This window comes from Pseudomonas sp. RIT778 (genome assembly GCF_019718735.1).
GTDB classification, from domain to species: Bacteria; Pseudomonadota; Gammaproteobacteria; order Pseudomonadales; family Pseudomonadaceae; genus Aquipseudomonas; species Aquipseudomonas aphyarum.
Genome location: NZ_JAIHBA010000017.1, coordinates 1 through 21,822, shown reverse-complemented (window position 1 = coordinate 21,822; position 21,822 = coordinate 1). Strand labels below are relative to the sequence as shown.

16 protein-coding genes are annotated in these 21,822 nt (G+C 61.7%); 9 read left to right on the top strand and 7 right to left on the bottom strand.

Features of this window, described 5'->3' with window-relative positions:
* Nucleotides 1–109 precede the first annotated feature (109 nt).
* Both K5E37_RS12855 and K5E37_RS12850 read left to right on the top strand, forming a co-directional pair.
* Complete coding sequence (locus K5E37_RS12855) at nt 110–3,067, top strand: autotransporter domain-containing protein (protein ID WP_221534006.1); 2,958 nt, start codon at nt 110–112, stop codon at nt 3,065–3,067.
* 593 nt (nt 3,068–3,660) lie between these two features.
* Nucleotides 3,661–4,734: an autotransporter domain-containing protein gene (locus tag K5E37_RS12850; RefSeq protein WP_409348065.1), complete on the top strand. Its 1,074-nt coding sequence runs from the start codon at nt 3,661–3,663 to the stop codon at nt 4,732–4,734.
* 104 nt (nt 4,735–4,838) lie between these two features.
* On the opposite strand, the gene oadA is transcribed toward K5E37_RS12850, so the two are convergent.
* Nucleotides 4,839–6,647, bottom strand: a complete 1,809-nt coding sequence (gene oadA / locus K5E37_RS12845; protein WP_007954260.1) for a sodium-extruding oxaloacetate decarboxylase subunit alpha — start codon at nt 6,645–6,647, stop codon at nt 4,839–4,841.
* Nucleotides 6,648–6,658: 11 nt separating this feature from the next.
* The gene (locus K5E37_RS12840; protein WP_007954255.1) at nt 6,659–8,074 is read right to left on the bottom strand and encodes an acetyl-CoA carboxylase biotin carboxylase subunit; all 1,416 of its coding nucleotides are present in this window, start codon (nt 8,072–8,074) and stop codon (nt 6,659–6,661) included.
* A gap of 190 nt (nt 8,075–8,264) precedes the next feature.
* On the opposite strand from K5E37_RS12840, the gene K5E37_RS12835 reads away from it, so the two are divergent.
* Nucleotides 8,265–9,227 carry a LysR family transcriptional regulator gene (locus K5E37_RS12835; protein WP_039765068.1) on the top strand — a complete coding sequence of 321 codons (963 nt, stop codon included), beginning with the start codon at nt 8,265–8,267 and terminating at the stop codon, nt 9,225–9,227.
* Here K5E37_RS12835 and K5E37_RS12830 read toward each other — a convergent pair.
* From K5E37_RS12830 to K5E37_RS12820, 3 genes are all read right to left on the bottom strand, one after another.
* Nucleotides 9,169–9,375, bottom strand: a complete 207-nt coding sequence (locus K5E37_RS12830; RefSeq protein ID WP_007954251.1) for a PA3496 family putative envelope integrity protein — start codon at nt 9,373–9,375, stop codon at nt 9,169–9,171. The two genes, K5E37_RS12835 and K5E37_RS12830, sit on opposite strands and share 59 nt — an antisense overlap.
* A gap of 108 nt (nt 9,376–9,483) precedes the next feature.
* Nucleotides 9,484–10,350: a transcriptional regulator HexR gene (gene hexR, locus K5E37_RS12825; protein ID WP_007954250.1), complete on the bottom strand. Its 867-nt coding sequence runs from the start codon at nt 10,348–10,350 to the stop codon at nt 9,484–9,486.
* A gap of 150 nt (nt 10,351–10,500) precedes the next feature.
* Entirely contained in the window at nt 10,501–13,374 is a 2,874-nt protein-coding gene (locus K5E37_RS12820; RefSeq protein WP_085606233.1) for a bifunctional diguanylate cyclase/phosphodiesterase, read from the bottom strand.
* Nucleotides 13,375–13,633: 259 nt separating this feature from the next.
* Here K5E37_RS12820 and uvrD point away from each other — a divergent pair, with 259 nt between their 5' ends.
* From uvrD to K5E37_RS12800, 4 genes are all read left to right on the top strand, one after another.
* Nucleotides 13,634–15,817, top strand: a complete 2,184-nt coding sequence (uvrD, locus tag K5E37_RS12815; protein WP_221534004.1) for a DNA helicase II — start codon at nt 13,634–13,636, stop codon at nt 15,815–15,817.
* 148 nt (nt 15,818–15,965) lie between these two features.
* Nucleotides 15,966–16,406 (top strand): EamA family transporter, encoded by a 441-nt coding sequence (locus K5E37_RS12810; protein ID WP_085606235.1) that lies wholly within the window; start codon nt 15,966–15,968, stop codon nt 16,404–16,406.
* 175 nt (nt 16,407–16,581) lie between these two features.
* Entirely contained in the window at nt 16,582–17,460 is an 879-nt protein-coding gene (locus K5E37_RS12805; RefSeq protein ID WP_007954246.1) for a Tim44 domain-containing protein, read from the top strand.
* A 138-nt stretch (nt 17,461–17,598) separates the two neighbouring features.
* Entirely contained in the window at nt 17,599–18,006 is a 408-nt protein-coding gene (locus K5E37_RS12800; RefSeq protein WP_007954245.1) for an SMI1/KNR4 family protein, read from the top strand.
* Between the two features lie 21 nt (nt 18,007–18,027).
* On the opposite strand, the gene K5E37_RS12795 is transcribed toward K5E37_RS12800, so the two are convergent.
* Nucleotides 18,028–19,791 (bottom strand): cation:proton antiporter, encoded by a 1,764-nt coding sequence (locus K5E37_RS12795; RefSeq protein WP_221534003.1) that lies wholly within the window; start codon nt 19,789–19,791, stop codon nt 18,028–18,030.
* Between the two features lie 281 nt (nt 19,792–20,072).
* Here K5E37_RS12795 and K5E37_RS12790 point away from each other — a divergent pair, with 281 nt between their 5' ends.
* Nucleotides 20,073–20,555, top strand: a complete 483-nt coding sequence (locus tag K5E37_RS12790; RefSeq protein WP_003229693.1) for an acyl-CoA thioesterase — start codon at nt 20,073–20,075, stop codon at nt 20,553–20,555.
* A gap of 116 nt (nt 20,556–20,671) precedes the next feature.
* Here K5E37_RS12790 and pdxY read toward each other — a convergent pair whose 3' ends face one another.
* Nucleotides 20,672–21,544 (bottom strand): pyridoxal kinase PdxY, encoded by an 873-nt coding sequence (gene pdxY / locus K5E37_RS12785; RefSeq protein WP_085606240.1) that lies wholly within the window; start codon nt 21,542–21,544, stop codon nt 20,672–20,674.
* Between the two features lie 117 nt (nt 21,545–21,661).
* Here pdxY and K5E37_RS12780 point away from each other — a divergent pair.
* The coding region (locus K5E37_RS12780) for a DUF3301 domain-containing protein (protein ID WP_221534067.1) at nt 21,662–21,822 on the top strand (161 nt) is incomplete at its 3' end.

Sequence of the window (21,822 nt, the reverse complement as noted above, 5' to 3'; positions counted from 1 at the left end):
GATAAACGCAAAATAATGCAGATGCCGCTGAGACCGCCACGGACATCATTCTGTAAAAACCCTCCGCTATACAGGACGCCCCGCTTATAACAAAAAGGACGTTCTCCCCATGCCCTTCCCGCCCCAGCGTCTGTCATTTGCCATTGCCCTGCTGTTCGCCACCAGTGCCGCCCACGGCAAGACCGTACAGATCGACACCGCCACCACCGCGTCGCAGACATTGGGCGGCAGCGACACGCTGACAATTTCGGCGCCGGGCAGCATCACCAACAGTGGCAAGGCTGTGAGCCTCAAGGACGGCACCAGCGGTGCCGGCGTAATCATCGACAACGCCGGCAAGATCATCTCCACGGGCGGCCGGGCCATCGACAGCAGCGGCGACCTGACCCAGGCGCGAAACTACACCATCTATAACCGCAGCGGCGGGCAGATTCTTGGCTCCAACGACGCGATTCGCATCGACAGCAACTTCGTCAGCGGCAGCTTGTTGATCGACAACAGCGGCACCATTCGCTCGACCACAGGCCAGGGGCTGGACCTCGATGCATTGCGCAGCGACGGGGTCAAAACCAAGATCATCAACCGCGCGGGCGGGCTGATTCGTGGCGACGCCAGCGACGGCATGAAAACCGGCGCCAACGCGACCATCAGCAACTACGGCGAGATCTCCACCGGTGACTCGCACAACGCCGACCAGAAATTCGACGGCATCGATATCGACACCGCGACCGGCGTCAGCGTGACCAACTACGGCGTGATTTCGGGCGGGCGCCATGGCATCACCACCGACCTGGGGGCGACGCTGGTCAACTACGGGCAGATCACCGGGCGCAACGGCTCCGGTTTCGGTTCCGATGGCGACGGCACGGTGATCAACCACGGCACCATCACTGGCGCCTATTCCGGTTTGCAACCGAATGGCGACGGCGACGGCGTGGACATCGACAAGATCGCCCACATCGAAAACTACGGCACCATCCAGGGCGTCGGCGCCGGTGGTGTGGACAAGGGTGGCTTCGCCAATGGTAGCGAAGGCATTGCGCTGGGCGGCGGGTACATTCTTAACGCCAAGGACGCGCTGATCAGCGGCGCCAACAGCGCGATTCTGGTGGACGACGGCAGCAGCGGTTCAGGACTGGCGGCCACCACGCTGGAGAACTACGGCACCATCCGGGGTCTCGACGGTTTCGGCGTGAAGTTCGTCGGTGAGTTCGCCGACAACGTGATCAACGGCGGCACCATCAGCGGCAGCAACGGCCTGGCGCTGGACCTGGGCGGTGGCAATGACAGCCTGACCCTGCGCAACGGCAGCCGCTTTGTCGGCGTGGTCGACGGCGGCAGCGGTTATGACCGCGTGGTGATGGACGACGCGGCGGGCGGCAGCTTCGGTGCCAGCCGCAACTTTGAATGGCTGGAAGTCAAACAAGGCGCCTGGACGCTCACCGGCAGCGGCGACTTCAGCGACGGTGGTGCCGTGCGCAGCGGCGCCACGCTGATAAACCAGGGCGGTATCGCCGGCAACCTGACCGTGGACGCCGGAGGTGTGTATGCCGGCGGCGGGTCGGTAGGCAACCTCAACGTCAATGGCACGTTGCGCACCGACACCCGTCTCGGCACCGCAACCATCGTGCACGACTTGAACATGAGCAGCGCATCCACCCTCGCCTACGGCGTCAACGCCGATGGCAGCAGCGCGCCGGTCCAAGTCGGCGGCACGGCCAACCTCAACGGCGCAACGTTGGCGGTCAACCCCGGCAGCGGCACTTATCCGTGGCAGAGCCATTACACGGTGCTACAGGCTGCGCGGGTCAACGGCACGTTCGGCGCGGTCACCAGCGACTACGCGTTCCTCACGCCGACCCTCGCTTACACGCCGACTCAGGTCGACCTGACTTACACCCGCAATGACGTGGCGTTCAATGAATTCGCCGCCACCGGCAACGGCAGCAACGCCGCCAACAGTCTGGCCTCGATCGGCAAGAGCAATGCGCTGTACAACGCCTTGCTCAACACCACTCAAAGCAGTGCAGGCGCGGCCATCGAGCAACTGGCCGGCGCCAGCAACGCCAACCTGACCAGCGCCACCCTCGGCGCCAGCAGCCAGGTCGGCAGCAGCATGCTCTCGGCGATGCAGCAAATGGGTGGCAGTCCAGGCTTGATGGTCGGCCTCAATCAGCGTGATACGCCGATCCTCGCCGCCAACGGCGTACCGACCGAAGCGCGAAACCTGAATGATCCGAACGCCCGAGGCCGACTCTGGCTGCAAGCCATCGGCGGCTACGGCAAACTCGATGGCGAACACGGCAGCAGCGGTCTGGAACAACGCACCAAGGGCAGCGTGCTCGGTGCCGACTGGGCACCGAATCCACAATGGCGTCTGGGCGTGCTCGGCGGCTATTCGAAGACCGACCTGGACGCCACCGGCGTCGACGGCAATGTCGAGAGCTGGCATGCCGGTGTTTACGCGCTGCATCAAAACGGCCCGCTGGCCCTGCGCCTGGGCGCGGCATACAGCGGCCATCAGGGCGAAAGCAAACGCACCATCGAGTTCAATGGTTTCAGCGATCGTCCCAAAGGCGATTACGACGCCGACAGCCAGCAAGCCTTCGCCGAACTCGGCTACGCCATGGGCACTGGCCGGCTCAGCGCCGAACCGTTCGCCAGCCTCGGCTACCAGCGCTACCACCGCGACCGCTATCAGGAAAAGGGCGGCGCCGCGGCGTTGCAGGTCGACAGCCAGACCCAGGACAACTTCAGCAGCACCTTCGGCGTACGCCTGGCGCACCTCAGCTCGCTGGACAATGGCATGAGCCTGACCCCACGGATGGCGGCAGGCTGGAAGCACACCTACGGCGATGTCAGCAGCTCGACCCGTCAGGCCTTCGTCGTGGGTGGCACGGCGTTCAACGTCGATGGCAGTTCACTGGATCGTGACAGTCTGGTGCTGGAAGCAGGGCTGGATCTGGGCATTTCCGCGCGGCATACGCTGGGGGTGGGATACAGCGGCGAGATTGGCAGCAACAGCCGAAATCACGGGTTGATCGGGCAGTGGCAGATGAGTTTCTGAGATTTCGCCAATCCGGATTTCAGCGGGTGTTGTAGGTAAAGGCGTCTGGTCGATTGGGTAATCATGGCGGGTTCATTACCTGCCAGCACCCGGGCTACAAAAGCAGACGTCATCGCCTGCACACAGTTCGGAATTGCCCGGCATCGGCGCACCGGCATCGACTTTTACAGTTTGTTCTCTTTTCACATGAGACGAACTGAATGCCCATTCAATGCAAATACAAGCTCCAACATCTTGTCCTGGCGGTTGCTCTGGGAGTCGGTTGCGTGGAGTTTTCTCTGGCAGAGCAGTCGGAGCCCGACGCGCCCGTCGTGAAAGAGGTGAAACCCAGGAGCCCGCGCACACCTCCTAAGGTGAAACCTGCTCCGCTTCTCATGGCAGAAACAGTGAGTGAGGAAAGGATCGCTCCGCCACTGGAAACAATCCCCGTCAGCACTGAGATCCCAGCGGTATCCGCTCACACATCCGGCGACATTCCATCCAGGAAAGTCGCCACGACAGAGAGCGGCAGCGCTCTCGAAGAAAGCCTGGAAAAACCAGCGCCCTTAACGGAACCGGTTCTGGCTGAAACGTCCGCAGCTCAACAAACCCAAGTGGTTGACCAGCCACAGTCAACGGACTCCCCTCCACCTCCAGGCAATGCAGCCATTGCAGCCCTGCTCGCTGCCGACGAAACCACGGCCGCCCTCGCCTACTATCAACTGGCGGGCGGCAGCAATGCCAACCTCGCCAATGCAACCCTGAGCAGTGTCACGCCGGTCAGCGCCAGCCTGCTGTCAGCCATGCACCAACTCGACAATGCCCACGACTCACCGGGCAACTCACCACGCCATGCGGCCGGCAACGCAGACACCGGCAGGGTCTGGCTGCAAGCCCTTGGCCACAGCGGGAAACTCAATCGCGAATTTGAACCGATGCAACACTCCACCAAAGGACTGCTGCTCGGCGCGGACTGGCGCCTCGATGAAACATGGCACCTGGGCTTGATGGGCGGCACCTCCGACACGCGCATCGACAGCAAAGAACTGGACGGCGACCTCGACAGTTGGCACCTCGGCGCCTACGCCTTGCGCCAGACCGGCCCGCTGTCACTTCGGTTAGGCGCAACCTGGAGCCGTCACGAAGGCAGCACCCGTCGCGAAGTCGCGTTCGATCGCTTCCATGACCGACTCAAGGGCAACTACCAGGCCAGCACCCAGCAAGCGTTCATCGAATCGGGATACAACCTGGGTCGGGCCAACGTCAGCATCGAGCCGTTTGTCGGCCTCGGCTACCAACGCTACCGGCGCCACGGCTACACCGAGAAAGGCGGAGCGGCGGCGCTCAAGGTTCACGCTCAATCCCAAGGCAACTTCAACACCACCGTCGGCCTGCGCATGGCGAAAGTCAGCACGCTGGATAACGGCATGCGTCTCACGCCACGATTCAGCGCGGGGTGGAAACACGTTTACGGCGAGACCTATACCAGCACCCGCCAACGCTTGGTCACCGAAACCGAAGACTTCACCGTTTACGGCGCCGAACTGGATCGCGACAGCTTGAAACTCGACACAGGGCTGGATCTTGCGGTCTCGAACAGTCACACATTGGGTGTCGGACTGTCCGGAGAGATCGGTACCGACAGCCGAAACCACGGCGTATCGGGGCAGTGGCGAATGGCGTTCTAAGTCCAGACGGGTTGCTGCCGCACGGTGCGGCAGCACTTTGAAAGCAAAAAAAAGGGGAGCACATGCTCCCCCGAGGTTTAAAGCGTTGTATCGAGGCCGTTATCTCAGCCTTCGATCTCGATCAGGATTTCGCCCGGGTTCACCCGGTCGCCCTTGGCAACGTGGATGGCGGTGACCTTGCCGGCAATCGCAGCCTGAACTTCGGTCTCCATCTTCATCGCTTCGGTGATCAGCACAGCCTGGCCCGCCTTGACGGTGTCGCCTTCCTTGACCAGCACATCGACGATGTTGCCCGGCATGGTGGTGCTGACATGGCCCGGTGCCGAAGCCTGCTTGCGCTTGCTGCTGCCGCCGCCAACAAATTCGTTGAGCGGTTCGAACACCACTTCTTCCGGCATACCATCGATGGACAGGTAGAAATGACGCTTGCCTTCAGCCTTGACGCCGACACCGGTGATGTCCACGCGGTAGGTTTCGCCGTGGACGTCGATGACGAACTCGGTCGGTACGCCTTCGCCGCCGGCCGAAGCCACCTTGCCCGCTTCCGGGATCGGCAGCAGCACTTCCGGGGTGAGGGTGCCGGCGGCACGCTCTTCGAGGAACTTGCGACCGATGTCCGGGAACATGGCGAAGGTCAGCACGTCTTCTTCGGACTTGGCCAATGCGCCGATATCGGCACGCAGCTTGGTCATTTCCGGCTTGAGCAGATCGGCCGGACGTACATCGATCACCTCTTCGCTGCCGATGGCCTGACGACGCAGCTTCTCGTTCACGGTGCCCGGCGCCTTGCCGTAGCCGCCTTGCAGGTAGAGCTTCACCTCGTTGGTGATGGTCTTGTAGCGCTCGCCGGCCAGCACGTTGAAGAACGCCTGGGTGCCGACGATCTGCGAAGTCGGAGTCACCAGCGGCGGGAAGCCGAGGTCTTCACGCACGCGCGGGATCTCCGCCAGCACTTCGCCCATGCGGTTCAGAGCGCCCTGCTCTTTCAACTGGTTGGCCAGGTTGGAAATCATCCCGCCAGGCACCTGGTTGACTTGAACACGGGTATCGACGGCGGTGAATTCGCTTTCGAACTGGTGGTACTTCTTGCGCACGGCGTAGAAGTACAGGCCGATTTCCTGCAGCAACTCCAGGTTCAGACCGGTATCGAACTCGGTGCCTTTGAGCGCAGCAACCATCGATTCGGTGCCAGGGTGACTGGTGCCCGAAGCGAAGCTGGAGATCGCGGTGTCGATGTGGTCGGCACCGTTTTCAATGGCCTTGAGCTGGCACATGGTTGCCAGGCCGGCGGTGTCGTGGGAGTGGATAAACACTGGCAGCGACTGCTCGGCTTTCAGTGCACGTACCAGTTCACCGGTCGCGTATGGGGTCAGCAGACCGGCCATGTCCTTGATCGCCACCGAGTCGCAACCCATGGCTTCCATTTGCTTGGCCTGGGCGACGAACGCATCGATGGTGTGCACCGGGCTGGTGGTGTAGGCGATGGTGCCCTGGGCGTGTTTGCCGGCAGCCTTCACCGCTTCGATCGCCACGCGCAGGTTACGCACGTCGTTCATTGCATCGAAGATGCGGAACACGTCGATGCCGTTGACCGCAGCCTTGGCGACGAACGCCTTGACCACGTCATCGCTGTAGTGGCGGTAGCCCAGCAGGTTCTGGCCGCGCAGGAGCATTTGCAGACGGGTGTTGGGCAGCGCGGCGCGCAGCTGGCGCAGACGCTCCCACGGGTCTTCCTTCAGGAAACGCACGCAGGCGTCGAAGGTCGCGCCGCCCCAGCACTCCAGCGACCAGTAGCCGACTTTGTCGAGCTTGTCGCAGATCGGCAGCATGTCTTCGGTGCGCATGCGGGTGGCGAGCAGCGATTGGTGGGCGTCGCGCAGGATGGTGTCGGTTACGAAAATCTTTTTAGTCATTGTTCTATTCCTCACAGGCCTGCGTGGGCGGCGATGGCGGCGGCGATGGCCAGGGCCAGCTCTTCGGGTTTGCGCTTGATCGAGTAGTTGGTCAGTTCAGGGTGGCTTTCAACGAAGCTGGTATTGAACTGGCCGCTACGGAACTCCGGGTTGCGCAGGATTTCCTGGTAGTACGCGGCGGTGGTCTTCACGCCTTGCAGACGCATGTCGTCGAGCGCGCGCAGGCCGCGGTCCATGGCCTCTTCCCAGGTCAGCGCCCAGACCACCAGTTTCAGGCACATCGAGTCGTAGAACGGCGGGATGGTGTAGCCGGTGTAGATCGCCGTGTCGGTGCGCACGCCGGGGCCGCCGGGGGCGTAGTAGCGCGTGATCTTGCCGAAGCTCGGCAGGAAGTTGTTTTTCGGGTCTTCGGCGTTGATCCGGAATTGCAGGGCAAAACCGCGATGCTGGATGTCTTCCTGCTTCACCGACAGCGGCAGGCCGGAGGCGATGCGGATCTGTTCGCGGACGATGTCGATCCCGGTGATTTCTTCGGTGATGGTGTGTTCCACCTGCACCCGGGTGTTCATCTCCATGAAGTACACCTCGCCCTCGGCGAGCAGGAACTCCACGGTGCCGGCGTTCTCGTAGCCCACGGCCTTGGCTGCGCGCACCGACAGGTCGCCGATGTAGGCGCGCTGTTCCGGGGTCAGTTGCGGGCTCGGGGCGATTTCGATCAGCTTCTGGTTACGGCGCTGGATCGAGCAGTCACGTTCGAACAGATGCACGACGTTGCCGAAGCTGTCGCCGAGGATCTGCGCTTCGATGTGTTTCGGATTGACGATGCATTTTTCCAGGAACACTTCCGCCGAACCGAAGGCCTTGGTGGCTTCGGAAATGACCCGGGGGAAATTCTGTTCGAGTTCTTCGCGGCTGTTGCAGCGACGGATACCGCGACCGCCACCACCGGAAGTGGCCTTGAGCATCACCGGGTAACCGATGCGGTCGCCCTCGCTCAACGCTTCCTCGATGCCCGAGACGTTGCCTTCGGTGCCAGGCGTGACCGGCACGCCGGCCTTGATCATGCTGCGGCGCGCTTCGGTCTTGTCGCCCATGCGGCGGATGACTTCCGCCGACGGGCCTATGAATTTGATGCCGCGTTCGGCGCAGATGTCTGCCAGCTCGGCGTTTTCCGATAGGAAACCGTAGCCGGGGTGCAGCGCATCGCAGCCGGTTTCCACGGCCAGGTTCACCAGCTTGCGCGGGTTCAGGTAACCGGCCAGCGGCTCGGCACCAATGCTGTGGGCCTCGTCCGCACGCTTCACATGCAAGGCATGCCGGTCGGCGTCGGAGTAGATCGCGACCGAGCGGATGCCCATCTCGGCGCAGGCACGCACGATTCGTACGGCAATCTCACCACGGTTGGCGATCAGGATCTTTGTTATCACTTGGAGGTTCCCTTGAGCCGGTGGCACCACGACCTGCTAGACCCAGGTCGGCACGTGACCAAATGTTTCAATCTGGTCTCGGCTCCACACTAGCGCTGACAAGGGATTAACAAAAATGAATAAAAATTGGGTCAGGCATAAGTAAAGACTTATAGTCAACGCATCAGCCCGCGGCCAGAGTCGGTAGAAAATGCGTAAGTCCTTGATGCGTATGACATTGCGTCAATTGCAGATCTTCAACGAAGTGTGCGATTTGCGCTCCTACAGCCGCGCTGCCGAGGAAATGTCGCTCACACAACCGGCCGTCAGCCTACAGATTCGTCAGCTCGAAGAGCTGATCGGCCAGCCATTATTCGATTACGTGGGCAAAAAACTCTACATGACCGAAGCGGCCGAAGCACTCCAGCGCGCCAGCCGGGACATTTTCGGGCGCCTGGAAAACCTCGACATGCAGCTCTCGGACATGCAGGGCTCGCTGCAGGGCCAGTTGAAGCTGGCGGTGGAATCCAGCGCCAAATACTTCGTGCCGCACCTGTTCGCGGCGTTCAAGCGCCAGCATCCGGAAGTGAATCTGCAACTGACGGTGGTCAACCGTGGCCAGGTGATCCGCCGACTCTCCGACAACCGCGACGATCTGGTGATCATGTCGATGGTGCCGCAGGACATGGGCCTGGAATTCCTGCCGTTCCTCAACAACCCGATCGTTGCCGTGGCGCGGCCGGATCATCCGCTGGCACACATGGGCCCGCTGCGCTTGCAGGATCTGGAACCTTACACCTTGCTGATCCGCGAACCCGGTTCGGGTACGCGACTGGCCTGCGAGGAGTATTTCAAGGAGAAGCGCGTGCACTTCACCCAGACCCAGGAAGTGGCGTCGGCCGAAGCCCAGCGTGAATGCGTGGTGGCGGGTCTGGGCCTGGCGCTGTTGACGCGCCACGCCCTGAACCTGGAGCTGGCGACCGGCGGCTTGGTGGAGCTGCCGGTCGAAGAATTGCCGCTGTTTCGCAGCTGGTGCCTGGTGCAAGCCAAAGCCAAGCGGCTGTCACCGGTGGCGCACGCCTTCCTGGCGTTTATCCGCAGCGAACGGGTGCAGATCAGCGCGCTGGTTGAGCGCTTCGACGGGAAGCTGCCGGCGCTGCCTGCCAGTGATTGATGTCCTCGGGAAAATCGCCGATTTCGGCCTGAAGCTGGCGGAGTTCGAAGCGATCTTCGATAGCGCGGCGAAACTCCATGCGGCGCTGGTCTTCCTGCTGACGACGGGTTTTCGCGGCGCTGTTGCGTTCTTCGTAAGGCTGAGCCATTTCGAGTCTCCCAAGGCGATTACGGGAGTTTCACGATAGGCGCGGTGGATGACGATTTGGCTGCGTCGGGGTTACAGGCAGATGAAGATTGCCGTCACCCCACAACAATCAGTCATCCAGCGCTTTCACCGATTTTGGCGACAGCCGCAAGCTGCGCAGGCTGCGCTTGACGCTCTTGAGGTGGTTGACCAGGCTCGGCCCACGCGCCATGGCCACGCCCATCGCCAATACGTCGATCACCACCAGGTGAGCGATACGCGAAGTCAGCGGCGTGTAGATTTCGGTGTCTTCGTGAACGTCGATCGCCAGGTTGACGGTCGACAACTCGGCCAGCGGTGTCTGGCTCGGGCACAAGGTGATCAGCGAAGCACCGCTCTCGCGAACGAGGTTGGCGGTAATCAGCAGGTCTTTGGAACGGCCGGACTGGGAAATGCAGATCGCCACGTCGGTCGGCTTCAGCGTCACCGCCGACATCGCCTGCATGTGCGGGTCGGAATACGCCGCGGCGGTCAGCAGCAAACGGAAGAACTTGTGCTGTGCATCCGCCGCCACCGCGCCCGACGCACCAAAACCGTAGAACTCGACGCGCTGGGCCTGGGACATCAGCGTCACCGCCCGTTGCAGCTCCAGAGGATCGAGCTTTTCGCGAACCTCCATCAGCGTGTGCAACGTGGTGTCGAAAATCTTCAGGCTGTAGTCGGCAACGGAATCGTCTTCATGGATCGCGAACTGACCGAAGCTGGCGCCGGCCGCGAGGCTTTGCGCGAGCTTGAGTTTCAGATCCTGGAAACCGGAACAACCGATGGCCCGGCAGAAGCGCACGATGGTCGGCTCGCTGATGCCGACGCTGTGGGCCAGGTCGGCCATGGAACTGTGCATCACTGCCGCAGGGTCAAGCAGCACGTGGTCGGCGACCTTGAGCTCCGACTTGCGTAACAGGTGACGTGACTGGGCGATGTGTTGCAGCAGATTCAAGGGGCTGGACTCTTGTTATGGAAAGATGTGCTTTGGCCAGATGCCGGGGATGTAGCAAGCTTGTAGTTATACTACATGAATCGGCTTTTTGCCTGCTCAATGCGTAACTCGATCCCCCCGGATCAGGCGACATGCGCTGCATGTAGCCCTTTACAGCGGTTTTTCCTGTTCACGCAACAACGCGGCAAGGCCGACCGCCTCCACCGGACGGCTGATCAGATAGCCCTGCACCTCGTCGCAACCTTCAGTTTTCAGAAACGCCAACTGCTCGGATCGCTCGACACCTTCGGCGACAACTTTCAGTGACAGCCCGTGAGCCATCGCAATGATCGCCCGGGTGATCGCCGCGTCCTCGCTGCCCTCGCCCAACCCGCGAATAAAGGCCTGATCGATCTTCACGTAGTCCACCGGAATCCGTTTCAGATAGCTCAGCGATGAATAGCCGGTGCCGAAATCGTCGATGGCCAGCTTCACCCCCAGATCCCGCAACTGCTGGAACGTGGCGATGATGTGTTCGACGCTGTCGAGCAGCTGGCTTTCGGTCAGTTCCAGTTCGAGGTAGTGCGGCGCCAGGCCGGTTTCCTCCAGCACCTGACGTACCAGACTGACCAGTTTGCCTTGGCGCAATTGATGCACCGACAGGTTCACCGAAACCCGGATCGGTGCCAGCCCCTGACGCTGCCATTCGCACGCCTGCCAGCAGGCCTGGCGCAGGACGAATTCGCCGATCGGCCCGATCAGCCCTGTTTCTTCGGCCAGGCCGATGAAATCCCCCGGCGGCACCCGGCCCATGGTCGGGTGATCCCAGCGCACCAGCGCTTCCGCCGCGTTGAGACGACCGGTCGCCAGGCACAGTTTCGGTTGATAGAAGACGTTGAGCTGCTTTTCCTCGATGGCTTTGCGCAGCTGGTTTTCCAGTTGCAGGCGCTCCAGCGTGCTGGCCTGCAGACTGTCGGTGTAGAACTGAAAGTTGTTGCCGCCCAGGTGCTTGGCATGTTGCATGGCCATGTTCGACTGGCTGACCAGCGCGGAAATCTCCCGGGCGTTATCGGGCAGCATGCTGATGCCCATCGAAGCACTTACTACCAATTCGTGCCCTTCCACGGTCAACGGCAGTCGCAGCTTGGTCGACAGCCGCGTGGCGACCCGCGCCAGGCTCGACAGGTTGCCGTAGGCGTCGAACAGCACCGCGAACTCGTCGCCGGACAGCCGGGCGATGGTGTCGGCTTCCGGCAAGGCGTTGACCAGCCGCCGAGACATCTTTTGCAGCAACTGGTCGGCGATCTCGTGGCCGAGGCTGTCGTTGAGCAGCTTGAAGCGATCCAGATTGATGTGCAGCAGCGCCAGACTCCGGCGCCCGCCCTGCCGCACGCGCTGATGGGCTTCGTGCAGGCGTTCGCGGAACAATGAGCGATTGGCCAGGCCGGTGAGTTCGTCGTAGTGGGTCAGGTAGCGCATTCGCTCTTCGGATTCACGGCGCGCCGACAGATCGGCGAAGAAGCCGACGATATGGCTCACATTTCCCCGACTGTCGCGTACGGCATTCAATTGCAGCCACTGAGGATACAGCTCGCCGTTCTTGCGGGTTTCCACCAGTTCGCCCTGCCAGCTGCCGTGCTGTTCCAGCGCGTGGCGGATCGCGACGTAGTGCCGGCGGGCGTCGCGGCTGCACGGCAATTCGACGACGTTGCGCCCGAGCATGTCGTCGATGTCATACCCGGTGACCCGGCTGAAGGCCTGATTGATGGCGATCAGCGAATAATTCGGGTCGAGGATCACGATGCCTTCGCTGGCGGCCTCGAACACCGTCGCCGCCAATTGTTGCTGGGCTTCCAGGCTTTTGCTGACGCTAATGTCGCGGCGGGTGCCGACCATGCGGATGACCCGCCCGTTCTCGTCGCGCTCCACCGCTCGCCCACGGTCTTCGATCCAGACCCAGTGGCCGTCGCCGTGGCGCACGCGGTATTCGATCTGATAATCCTCGGTGCGCCCCTTCAAGTGCTCGATCAGCGCGCGCTTGAGTGGCGGCACATCTTCCGGGTGCAGGCGTGGCCGCAGGTGCCTGAGCAGCCCGGTGACGTATTCCGGGTCAATGCCAAACAGTTCCTGAATCTGCGTGTGGTGAACTTCGTCAGTCTGCAGGTTCCAGTCCCACAGCCCCAGCTCACTGGCTTTCAACGCCAGGGCCAGGCGCGCCTCGCTTTTGCTCAGGGCCTGGTTGGCGACGTCCAGTTCCCGGCTGCGCTGGGCGACCCGGTCTTCCAGCTCGACCTGGGCTTCACGCAACTTGCCCTCAGCGCAACGCCGGTGCTCGATTTCCTTCGCCAGCTCCTGATTGAGCTGTTCGCTGCGGGTTTGTGTCTGTTGCAGGTGCTCGATCAGGTGCTGGTTCTGAAAGCGCCGCAGCAGTCCACGATCGATAAGCCGATTGACCTGCCACGCCACCACACTCAGGGAGCCGAGCAGGATCAGCCCGAGCCAGCCCCAGCCGCGCGCCAGTTCGTCACCGCCCCAGAACAGGTAGCCGATGGCCGGCAGCAGGCATGGCAAGGTAAAGGAAAGGAATGCCGGAATACTCACGGCGTAAGCCACGCTGGCCGACAGGGTCGCGGCGCCGATCAGGCCGAACACCCAGGCCTGCTGCATGAAGTTGTCGGCGGGAACCAGAGCGATGCCGGCGCCAGCGAGGGTCAGGCCGGTCATGGTCGAGCCGAGCAGGAACATCCGGCCCCAGATCGGCTGGGCCTGGCGATCGGGAATCGCCGAATCGAAGGCCGCGACCTGAATCACCCGCAACGCCACCAGCGACAGCAGCCACACCAGCCAGACGCTGACCACGAAGTAACGCTGCGGGCTCCAGAGCAGACCGGCGCAGACCAGACCATTGATCAACATGAACAGGGTGGGCAACAGCGAACCCTGATAAAGAAGGCGCGTGCGCTCGACCGCCATCTGGGTGGCGTAATGCTTGCGGATTACCCGGGGTTCCACAGAGGGGCCCGACAGGTCGAAGCTGAGGGTCATAGGCAACGTTCTTGTTCTTATAAGTGTGAGCATGCGCCCGGAAACGTGGACGGAGCATACACAAGCCGAACCACTTGCCAAACTGCCCCAGATCATAATTTCACCGAAACTTTTCCGCCGCTCGTCACCCGCCAAAGCCCCGACGCCAGGCGGGCCAACGCCTGTAGCCGGTGACCGACCGGTCGTCACGGGCAGCACTTTCATCGGCTAATGCAAAGCTCGGTTTGCCCGGGCCTGCGGCGCACCCTAGAATGCCCCGATGCGCGATGATCTCTCCCTTCTGCTGAACTCCCTCAACGATGCCCAACGCCAGGCCGTAGCGGCTCCCGTTGGTCGTCAATTGGTCCTGGCCGGTGCCGGCTCCGGCAAAACCCGAGTGCTGGTGCACCGTATCGCCTGGTTGATCCAGGTCGAAAACGCCTCGCCCCACTCGATTCTGTCGGTGACCTTCACCAATAAAGCCGCTGCCGAGATGCGTCACCGCATCGAGCAGTTGCTGGGCATCAACCCGGCCGGCATGTGGGTCGGCACCTTCCACGGCCTGGCGCACCGCCTGTTGCGGGCGCACTGGCAGGAAGCCGGGCTGAGCCAGACGTTCCAGATTCTCGACAGCGACGACCAGCAGCGACTGGTCAAGCGGGTAATTCGCGAGTTGGGGCTGGACGAGCAACGCTGGCCGGCCCGTCAGGCCCAGTGGTTCATCAACGGGCAGAAAGACGAAGGTCTGCGTCCGCAACACATTCAAGCCAGCGGCGATTTGTTCCTGGCGACCATGCGCGGCATTTATGAAGCGTACGAGGCGGCGTGCCAGCGTGCCGGCGTCATCGATTTTTCCGAACTGCTGCTGCGCGCCCTCGACCTGTGGCGCGACCACCCGGGCCTGCTGGCGCATTACCAGAAGCGTTTCCGGCACATTCTGGTGGACGAATTCCAGGACACCAACGCCGTGCAGTACGCCTGGTTGCGTCTGCTGGGCAAGGGCGGCGACAGCCTGATGGTGGTCGGCGACGACGACCAGTCGATCTACGGCTGGCGCGGCGCGAAAATCGAGAACATCCACCAATACTCTTCCGACTTCCCGGATTCGGTGACCATCCGTCTGGAGCAGAACTACCGCTCCACGGCCGGCATCCTGAAAGCCGCCAACGCCTTGATCGCCAATAACACCGGGCGCCTGGGAAAAGAACTGTGGACCGATGGCGGCGACGGCGAAGCGATCAACCTTTACGCCGCCTTCAACGAACACGATGAAGCACGCTACGTTGTCGAAACCATCGAAAGCGCGCTGAAAACCGGCCTGGCTCGCAGCGATATCGCGATTCTCTACCGCTCCAATGCCCAATCGCGCGTTCTGGAAGAAGCGTTGCTGCGTGAACGCATTCCGTACCGCATCTATGGCGGCCAGCGCTTCTTCGAGCGGGCGGAAATCAAGAACGCCATGGCTTACCTGCGTTTGCTGGAAGGTCGTGGCAACGATGCGGCGCTGGAGCGGGTGATCAACGTCCCGGCTCGCGGCATCGGCGAGAAAACCGTCGAAGCGATTCGCGACCATGCCCGTCACAGCGATGTGTCGATGTGGGAAGCCATGCGCCAGCTGGTGGCCAACAAAGGCCTGACCGGTCGCGCCGCCGGTGCGCTGGGCGCGTTTATCGAACTGATCGAAAACCTCGCCGCCAAGTGCGCCGAGATGCCGTTGCACCTGATGACCCAGACCGTTATCGAGCAGTCCGGGCTGATCGCCTACCACGAAGCGGAAAAAGGCGAGAAAGGCCAGGCCCGGGTGGAAAACCTTGAGGAACTGGTCAGCGCCGCGCGCAACTTCGAGAACACCGAAGAAGACGAAGAGCTGACGCCACTGGCGGCGTTCCTCGGCCACGCTTCGCTGGAGGCCGGCGACACTCAGGCCGACGAACACGAAGACAGCATTCAGCTGATGACCCTGCACAGCGCCAAGGGCCTGGAATTCCCTTACGTGTTCCTGGTGGGCATGGAAGAAGGCCTGTTCCCGCACAAGATGAGCCTGGAAGAACCGGGGCGCCTTGAGGAGGAGCGGCGACTGGCCTATGTCGGCATTACCCGGGCGATGCAGAATCTGGTGATGACCTATGCTGAAACCCGACGCCTGTACGGCAGCGAAACCTACAACAAGGTGTCGCGTTTCGTACGGGAAGTACCGAAAGGCCTGATTCAGGAAGTACGCCTGTCCAACAGCGTCAGCCGGCCGTTCGGCGGCAACCAGTCGATGGGGGGCAGCAACCTGTTCCGCGGCAGCGAGATTCCGGAAACCGGCCTGAGCCTTGGCCAGGCTGTCCGTCACTCAATCTTCGGCGACGGCGTGATCCTCAACTTCGAAGGCGCCGGCGCCCAGGCCCGGGTGCAGGTGAACTTCGCCGAAGGCAGCAAGTGGCTGATGCTCGGGTACGCGAAGCTGGAAGCCATTTAGGGGCAGCCCGTCGTTGCTCATCGTTCCCACGCTCTGCGTGGGAATGCATCCCGTGACGCTCTGCGTCACTGTGGACGCGGAGCGTCCATGGCGGCGTTACCACGCAGAGCGTGGGAACGATCGGACACGAACACTGGAGGCAACATCCATGGGCTCGGGCTTCTTTTCTTCCTGGACGTTCTGGGCCCTGCTCTCGGCCACCTTCGCCGCGCTGACGGCCATCTTCGCCAAGATCGGCATCGAAAACGTCAACTCCGACTTCGCTACCCTGCTGCGCACAATCGTCGTATTGGTCAGTCTAGCCTTGATTTTGTACGCAACGGGCCAATATCAGTCCTTGGGATCGATCTCCGCCAAGAGCTACCTGTTTCTGCTGTTGTCGGGCCTGGGTACCGGTGCTTCGTGGCTGTGCTACTTCCGGGCGTTGAAAGTCGGCCCGGCATCGCTGGTCGCCCCGGTGGACAAGCTCAGCGTGGTCTTCGTGGCGGTGCTCGGTGTGATCCTGCTGGGCGAGAAACTCGACCTGCGCCAGTGGGGCGGTATCGGCCTTATCACTGCCGGCGTGGTGATGCTGGCTTTTCGGCGCTGATCCATTTCCTGCTGAACCTATCTCCTTTTCCTACAGACAAAAGTACATGGCCTTATTGCCCCGACCGAGCTGAACGTAACCTGTCAGGCAAAAGCCCGAAACACTCTCTCGCTAGCCAGTAACACTTCAGCTGTGCAACATGGCGCGCGTGTCTCCACAAACGGGAATTCCCTTTATGAAACGTTTTCTTAGCATCGCCATGGCGTTGTGCATCGGCCTGACGATGAGCCTCGACGCCAACGCCAAGCGCTTTGGTGGTGGCAAAAGCGCCGGCGCTGCGCCGACGCACCAGACCAGCCAGATGGCTCCTTCTTCCCCAGGCATGGGCGGCGCTGCGGCGACTGCTGGTGCTGCCGGTGCCGCGGGCGCTGCGGCCAAGGCCGGCGGTGCTTCGAAATGGCTCGGCCCTCTGGCCGGCATCGCGGCCGGTGGCCTGCTCGCTTCCATGTTCATGGGCGGCGGCTTCGAAGGCATGCAGTTCTTCGACATCCTGATCATGGCCGTGATCGCGTTCGTGATCTTCCGCTTCATCGCCGCCCGTCGTCGCAAGCAGCAGGAGCAGTTCGCTCCGGCCGGCGCGCCGATGCAGCGTGAAGTGTTCGAACAGAAACCAGCAGCCATGGGTTCGATCTTCGGTGGTTCGGCCGCGCCTGCTGCCGCCCGTCCGGTGATCAACGCGCCGGCCTGGTTCAACGAACAGCGCTTCCTTGAAGCCGCCCGCAGCCACTTCCAGGCGCTGCAGCAGCATTGGGACGCCAACGAAATGGACAAGATCGCCGAGTTCGTGACCCCGCAAATGTTCGAGTTCCTCAAACGCGAGCGCGCGGAACTGGGTGATGCGTTCCAGTCCACCTACATCGACAACCTCCAGGTACAACTGGATGGCGTGGATGATCGTGCGGACAAGACCATCGCCACCCTGACCTTCAACGGCGTGTCGAAGACCTCGCGTTTCGACCAGCAGGGCGAAGTGTTCAGCGAAAGCTGGAACATGGAACGTCCACAGGGCGACAACCAGCCTTGGCTGGTCGCCGGTATCCGCCAGAACGGCTGATCACCTCCGACGTTTTACCCGCAGTAATGAAAACCCCGGCCTCGGCCGGGGTTTTCTATTTCGCGGTTGCATCTATAGCGAGCTACTGTATAAACCGCCCCATATAAACCGCGCCATTCAAGCAAGAGGATCCCGGACGTGGAAGAAATCATCGAACAACTGCGCGAAGCCAACGAACCCGTACCGGTTCCCCTGGAGTTGCCCGACGAAGACCAGTTGGTGGAAATCGAAGAAGAGCTCTTCATCAACATCCCGTTCGTCTTCAAAGAGTTTCTGCTGACCGTCAGCGACGTGGTTTACGGCAGTCTGGAGCCGGTGACCGTCACCGACCCGCAATCCCACACCTACCTGCCGGACGTCGCCGCCAATGCCTGGGATGCCGGCGTGCCGCGCGACCTGATCCCGATCTGCCAGGACGGTGACGACTACTACTGCGTCGAAGAAGACGGCACCGTGGTGCTGTGGTCGGGCGAAGAAGAACTGATCACCGAAGAGTCCTGGGAATCGGTCTGGCACTGGGCGCGGGACGTCTGGCTGGAAAGCTGAAACGCCCCGCACCATGGGTGGTCAGTGCCCCGACGGCTCCTTGTGGTTGTCGAGGGTTTCCAGCAGGGCCACCTGCATCCGCGTGTGCACCCGGATGAACCAGCGCCAGAGCAGCGCCGCCACGGCGGCCGCGACTACGGCGATCAGCACCAGCAACTTGTTGGTCGGCAAGATACTGGCCGACAAGGCTGCCAACAGCAGGAAAATCACCAGCAGCGAGATAATCGGGATCACTTCGGCGATCACCCGGCGCACTCGCTGTGTGTGACGCCCGGCCATTTCCGGCTTCACGCCCATCTCCGCCAACAGCATCGACAGCGCCTTGAGCTTCCGATAGGCCGCGATCAGGAACGGCAACGACACCAGCAGCGCCCCGCCCCAGATCAACGCCTTCTGCCAGCTCGGATCGCTGATCCAGTCCTGCATCCAGATCGAGAGGCGCCCGGCAAAGAAAGCGCCGGCAAAGAAGATCGCGATCACCAGCGCCAGATTGACCCCGACCTGCAGCAGAATCCGCCGGATCATGGACACCAGCATCGCGCCCTCACCCTGCGGCTGAATGCTGCGCAGCCACTCGCCGTACATCCCGAACACTCGACCGAGGCGCTGCGGCATCGCGGCAGACAGCTTGATCGACAGCGGATCGGCAGCCCGGATCAGGTACGGCGTCAGCAACGTGGTAATCACCGAAACCGCCACGGCCACCGGATACAGGAAGTTGCTGGTGACCTGGAGGGTCATCCCCAGCGCCGCGATGATGAAGGAGAATTCGCCAATCTGCGAAAGCCCCATCCCGACCCGCAGTGAGGTTCGTCCGTCATTCCCTGCGATAAACGCCCCGAGGCCACAGGACAGCATCTTGCCCAGCACCACGGCGACCGTGATCACCGCAATCGGCCACGCGTATTGCAGAAGAATCATCGGATCGAGCATCAGGCCGATGGCGACGAAGAAGATCGCACTGAACAGGTCGCGAACCGGCTCGATCAGGCGCTCGATTTTCAGCAGTTGCCGCGACTCGGCCATGATCGCGCCGATCAGGAACGCCCCGAGCACCATGCTGTACTCGAGTTTGACCACCAGCAGGCAGAAGCCGAAACACAGGCCCAGCACGGTGATCAGCAGCATCTCGTTGCTTTCGAATTTTGCCACGTAGGCCAACAGTCGCGGCACCAACAGAATGCCGACAACCAAGGCGACGATCATGAACAGTGAGAGCTTGCCGACGGTAGAAAACACTTCGCCGGAACTCACCGTGCCGCTGACAGCGATGCTCGACAGCAAGGCGATGATGCCGATGCCGAGAATGTCCTCGACGATCAGCACGCCGAAGATCAACTGGGCGAAGCGCTCGTTTTTCATCTTCAGGTCGTTGAGCGCCTTGACGATGATGGTGGTCGAGGAAATCGCCAGGATCGCGCCGAGGAACAGCGAATCCATGGTGTTCCAGTCGAACCAGCGGCCGATTTCGTAGCCGATCCAGATCATCAGCACGATTTCGAGGAACGCTGCGATGAAGGCCGTGGCGCCGACCTTGAACAACTTGCGCAGGCTGAACTCCAGGCCCAGGCAGAACATCAGGAAAATCACTCCCAGCTCGGCGAGGGTCTTGATGGTTTCTTCGTCGTGGATCAGGCCGAAGGGCGGTGTGTGCGGGCCGATGATGAAGCCGGCGACGATGTAGCCGAGCACTACCGGCTGCTTGAAGCGGTGAAACAGCACGGTCACCACACCTGCGACCAACATGATCACCGCCAGATCCTGAATAAAGCTGATGGCATGCATGGTGTGGGCTCCTTGAATGACGAGGCTCACGCAGGCATGGGAAATGTCTGGGCGAGCTGAGTAAAAATCCGCTTTGGGTGTAGGAATCGCCCTTGGGGTGGGCTTTTGCAGGGTAACACCGCGACTTCCGGCTGAAAGGCGGTGCAATATATGGAAACAGATCGATTCGGGCGTGACGGCGGCCAGTTGCCTGGCGTCCCGATAACGGTGCTTTTGAAAAGCGACCAGGCACCCGCAGAGGTGTTTCTTCCAGCAACCCTGCCTTGACCCGTGAGAACGTTATGGAACCCGGAAACGCCCAGCTGTCGATGACGGTACTGATGACCCCCGACATGGCCAACTTCTCTGGCAATGTCCACGGCGGCACCCTGCTCAAATACCTCGACGAAGTGGCCTACGCCTGCGCCAGCCGTTATGCCGGCCGCTACGTGGTGACCCTGTCGGTGGATCAGGTAATTTTCCGCGAGCCGATCCACGTCGGCGAACTGGTGACTTTCCTGGCGTCGGTGAACTACACCGGCAACACCTCGATGGAAGTCGGTATCAAAGTGGTGACCGAGAACATCCGCGAGCGCTCGGTGCGCCACACCAACAGCTGCTTCTTCACCATGGTCGCGGTGGACGATCAGCGCAAACCCGCCGCCGTACCGCCGCTGCAACCGCAGAACAGCGAAGACAAGCGCCGCTACATGCAGGCGCAGCAACGCCGGCAGATCCGTCAGGAGCTGGAAAAGCGCTATCAGGAAATCAAGGGCGACGCCTGATCAGCCCTTCGATCTATGGCGCTCTGCAGATAGCTTTCGCGAGCAAGCCCGCTCCCACATTTGGAATGCGTTCCTCCTGTGGGAGCGGGCTTGCTCGCGAATGGGGCAACTCGGTCTTACAGACTGATCGGCGTGGCTTCGAACTTCACCCGCGGATGCGCAATCCGGTCCTGCGCTCGCACCAGCTGCAGCTCGTAACTTGCGCAAGCCTGGGTTTCCAGCAGCACTTCATGCACCGCTGCTGCGGTGAATTCAAACGCTGCCACCAGGCTATCCCCGAGCAGCACGCGCGCCAGGAACAGACCTGACGTCAGATCGCCCACCCCCACCGGCTGACGCGGAAACGCCAGCAGCGGACGCCGCAGATGCCAGCTGCCATCGGCCGTCACCAGCAACATTTCAAAGCCATCCGCCGGTTTGCCCGGATAATCCAGATGTTTGACCAGCACCGCTTTCGGGCCACGTGCCAGAAGCGCCCGCGCCATCGCCAGGCAATCGAACAGCGACTGCGGCTTGCGCCCGGAGAAGCTGTCCAGCTCCAACTGGTTCGGGCACATGAAGTCCGCAACAGCGGCGGCCTCTTCCAGCAGGAAATCACTGACCTCGGCGGGAACGCTGCAACCCTTTTCCGGATGCCCCATTACCGGGTCGCACAGATAAAGGGCTTTCGGGTTGACCGCCTTGATCCGCTCGATGCCACTGAGAATCGCCCGGCCCTGCGCCGCACTGCCGAGATAACCGGACAGCACCGCATCGCAATTGCCCAGCTCACCGATGGCGGCGATGCCTTCGACCAGTTCCGGGATCCGGTGCGGCGCCAGCACTTCGCCGGCCCACTGGCCGTACTGCGTGTGGTTGGAGAACTGCACCGTATTGAGCGGCCAGACATTCACCCCGACCCGCTGCATCGGAAAAACCGCAGCGCTGTTGCCGGCGTGGCCGAACACCACATGGGACTGGATGGCGAGCAGATGAGGCGTACGTTTCATTCGGGTTTTTCCGTAAAACGATTGAAATTCAAGCCGCGCAGTATGCGACGAAACGCAGCCTGTACGACAGACCGGCGACGCAGTTAAGCTGACGCCATCATTTGGAGTTTCGTGTTGATGCTCACCCTGGAAAACATTTTCGTGCTGATGCTGTTCGCCGTCGCCGGTGCGTGGCTCTGGCACAACCACGGCTTGCGCGAGCGGGCGCTGGAGCGGGTCAAACAGCATTGCGTGAATGTCGGCGTCGAGTTGCTCGACGGTAACGTGGCGCTGAAGAA

Excerpts from the sequence above, each read along its gene's own strand:
- K5E37_RS12855 (WP_221534006.1), top strand. The coding sequence starts at position 110 with ATGCCCTTCCCGCCCCAGCGTCTGTCATTTGCCATTGCCCTGCTGTTC.
- oadA (WP_007954260.1), bottom strand. The coding sequence starts at position 6,647 with ATGACTAAAAAGATTTTCGTAACCGACACCATCCTGCGCGACGCCCAC.
- K5E37_RS12835 (WP_039765068.1), top strand. The coding sequence starts at position 8,265 with ATGCGTAAGTCCTTGATGCGTATGACATTGCGTCAATTGCAGATCTTC.
- K5E37_RS12830 (WP_007954251.1), bottom strand. The coding sequence starts at position 9,375 with ATGGCTCAGCCTTACGAAGAACGCAACAGCGCCGCGAAAACCCGTCGT.
- K5E37_RS12820 (WP_085606233.1), bottom strand. The coding sequence starts at position 13,374 with ATGACCCTCAGCTTCGACCTGTCGGGCCCCTCTGTGGAACCCCGGGTA.
- uvrD (WP_221534004.1), top strand. The coding sequence starts at position 13,634 with ATGCGCGATGATCTCTCCCTTCTGCTGAACTCCCTCAACGATGCCCAA.
- K5E37_RS12810 (WP_085606235.1), top strand. The coding sequence starts at position 15,966 with ATGGGCTCGGGCTTCTTTTCTTCCTGGACGTTCTGGGCCCTGCTCTCG.
- K5E37_RS12805 (WP_007954246.1), top strand. The coding sequence starts at position 16,582 with ATGAAACGTTTTCTTAGCATCGCCATGGCGTTGTGCATCGGCCTGACG.
- K5E37_RS12795 (WP_221534003.1), bottom strand. The coding sequence starts at position 19,791 with ATGCATGCCATCAGCTTTATTCAGGATCTGGCGGTGATCATGTTGGTC.
- K5E37_RS12790 (WP_003229693.1), top strand. The coding sequence starts at position 20,073 with ATGGAACCCGGAAACGCCCAGCTGTCGATGACGGTACTGATGACCCCC.
- pdxY (WP_085606240.1), bottom strand. The coding sequence starts at position 21,544 with ATGAAACGTACGCCTCATCTGCTCGCCATCCAGTCCCATGTGGTGTTC.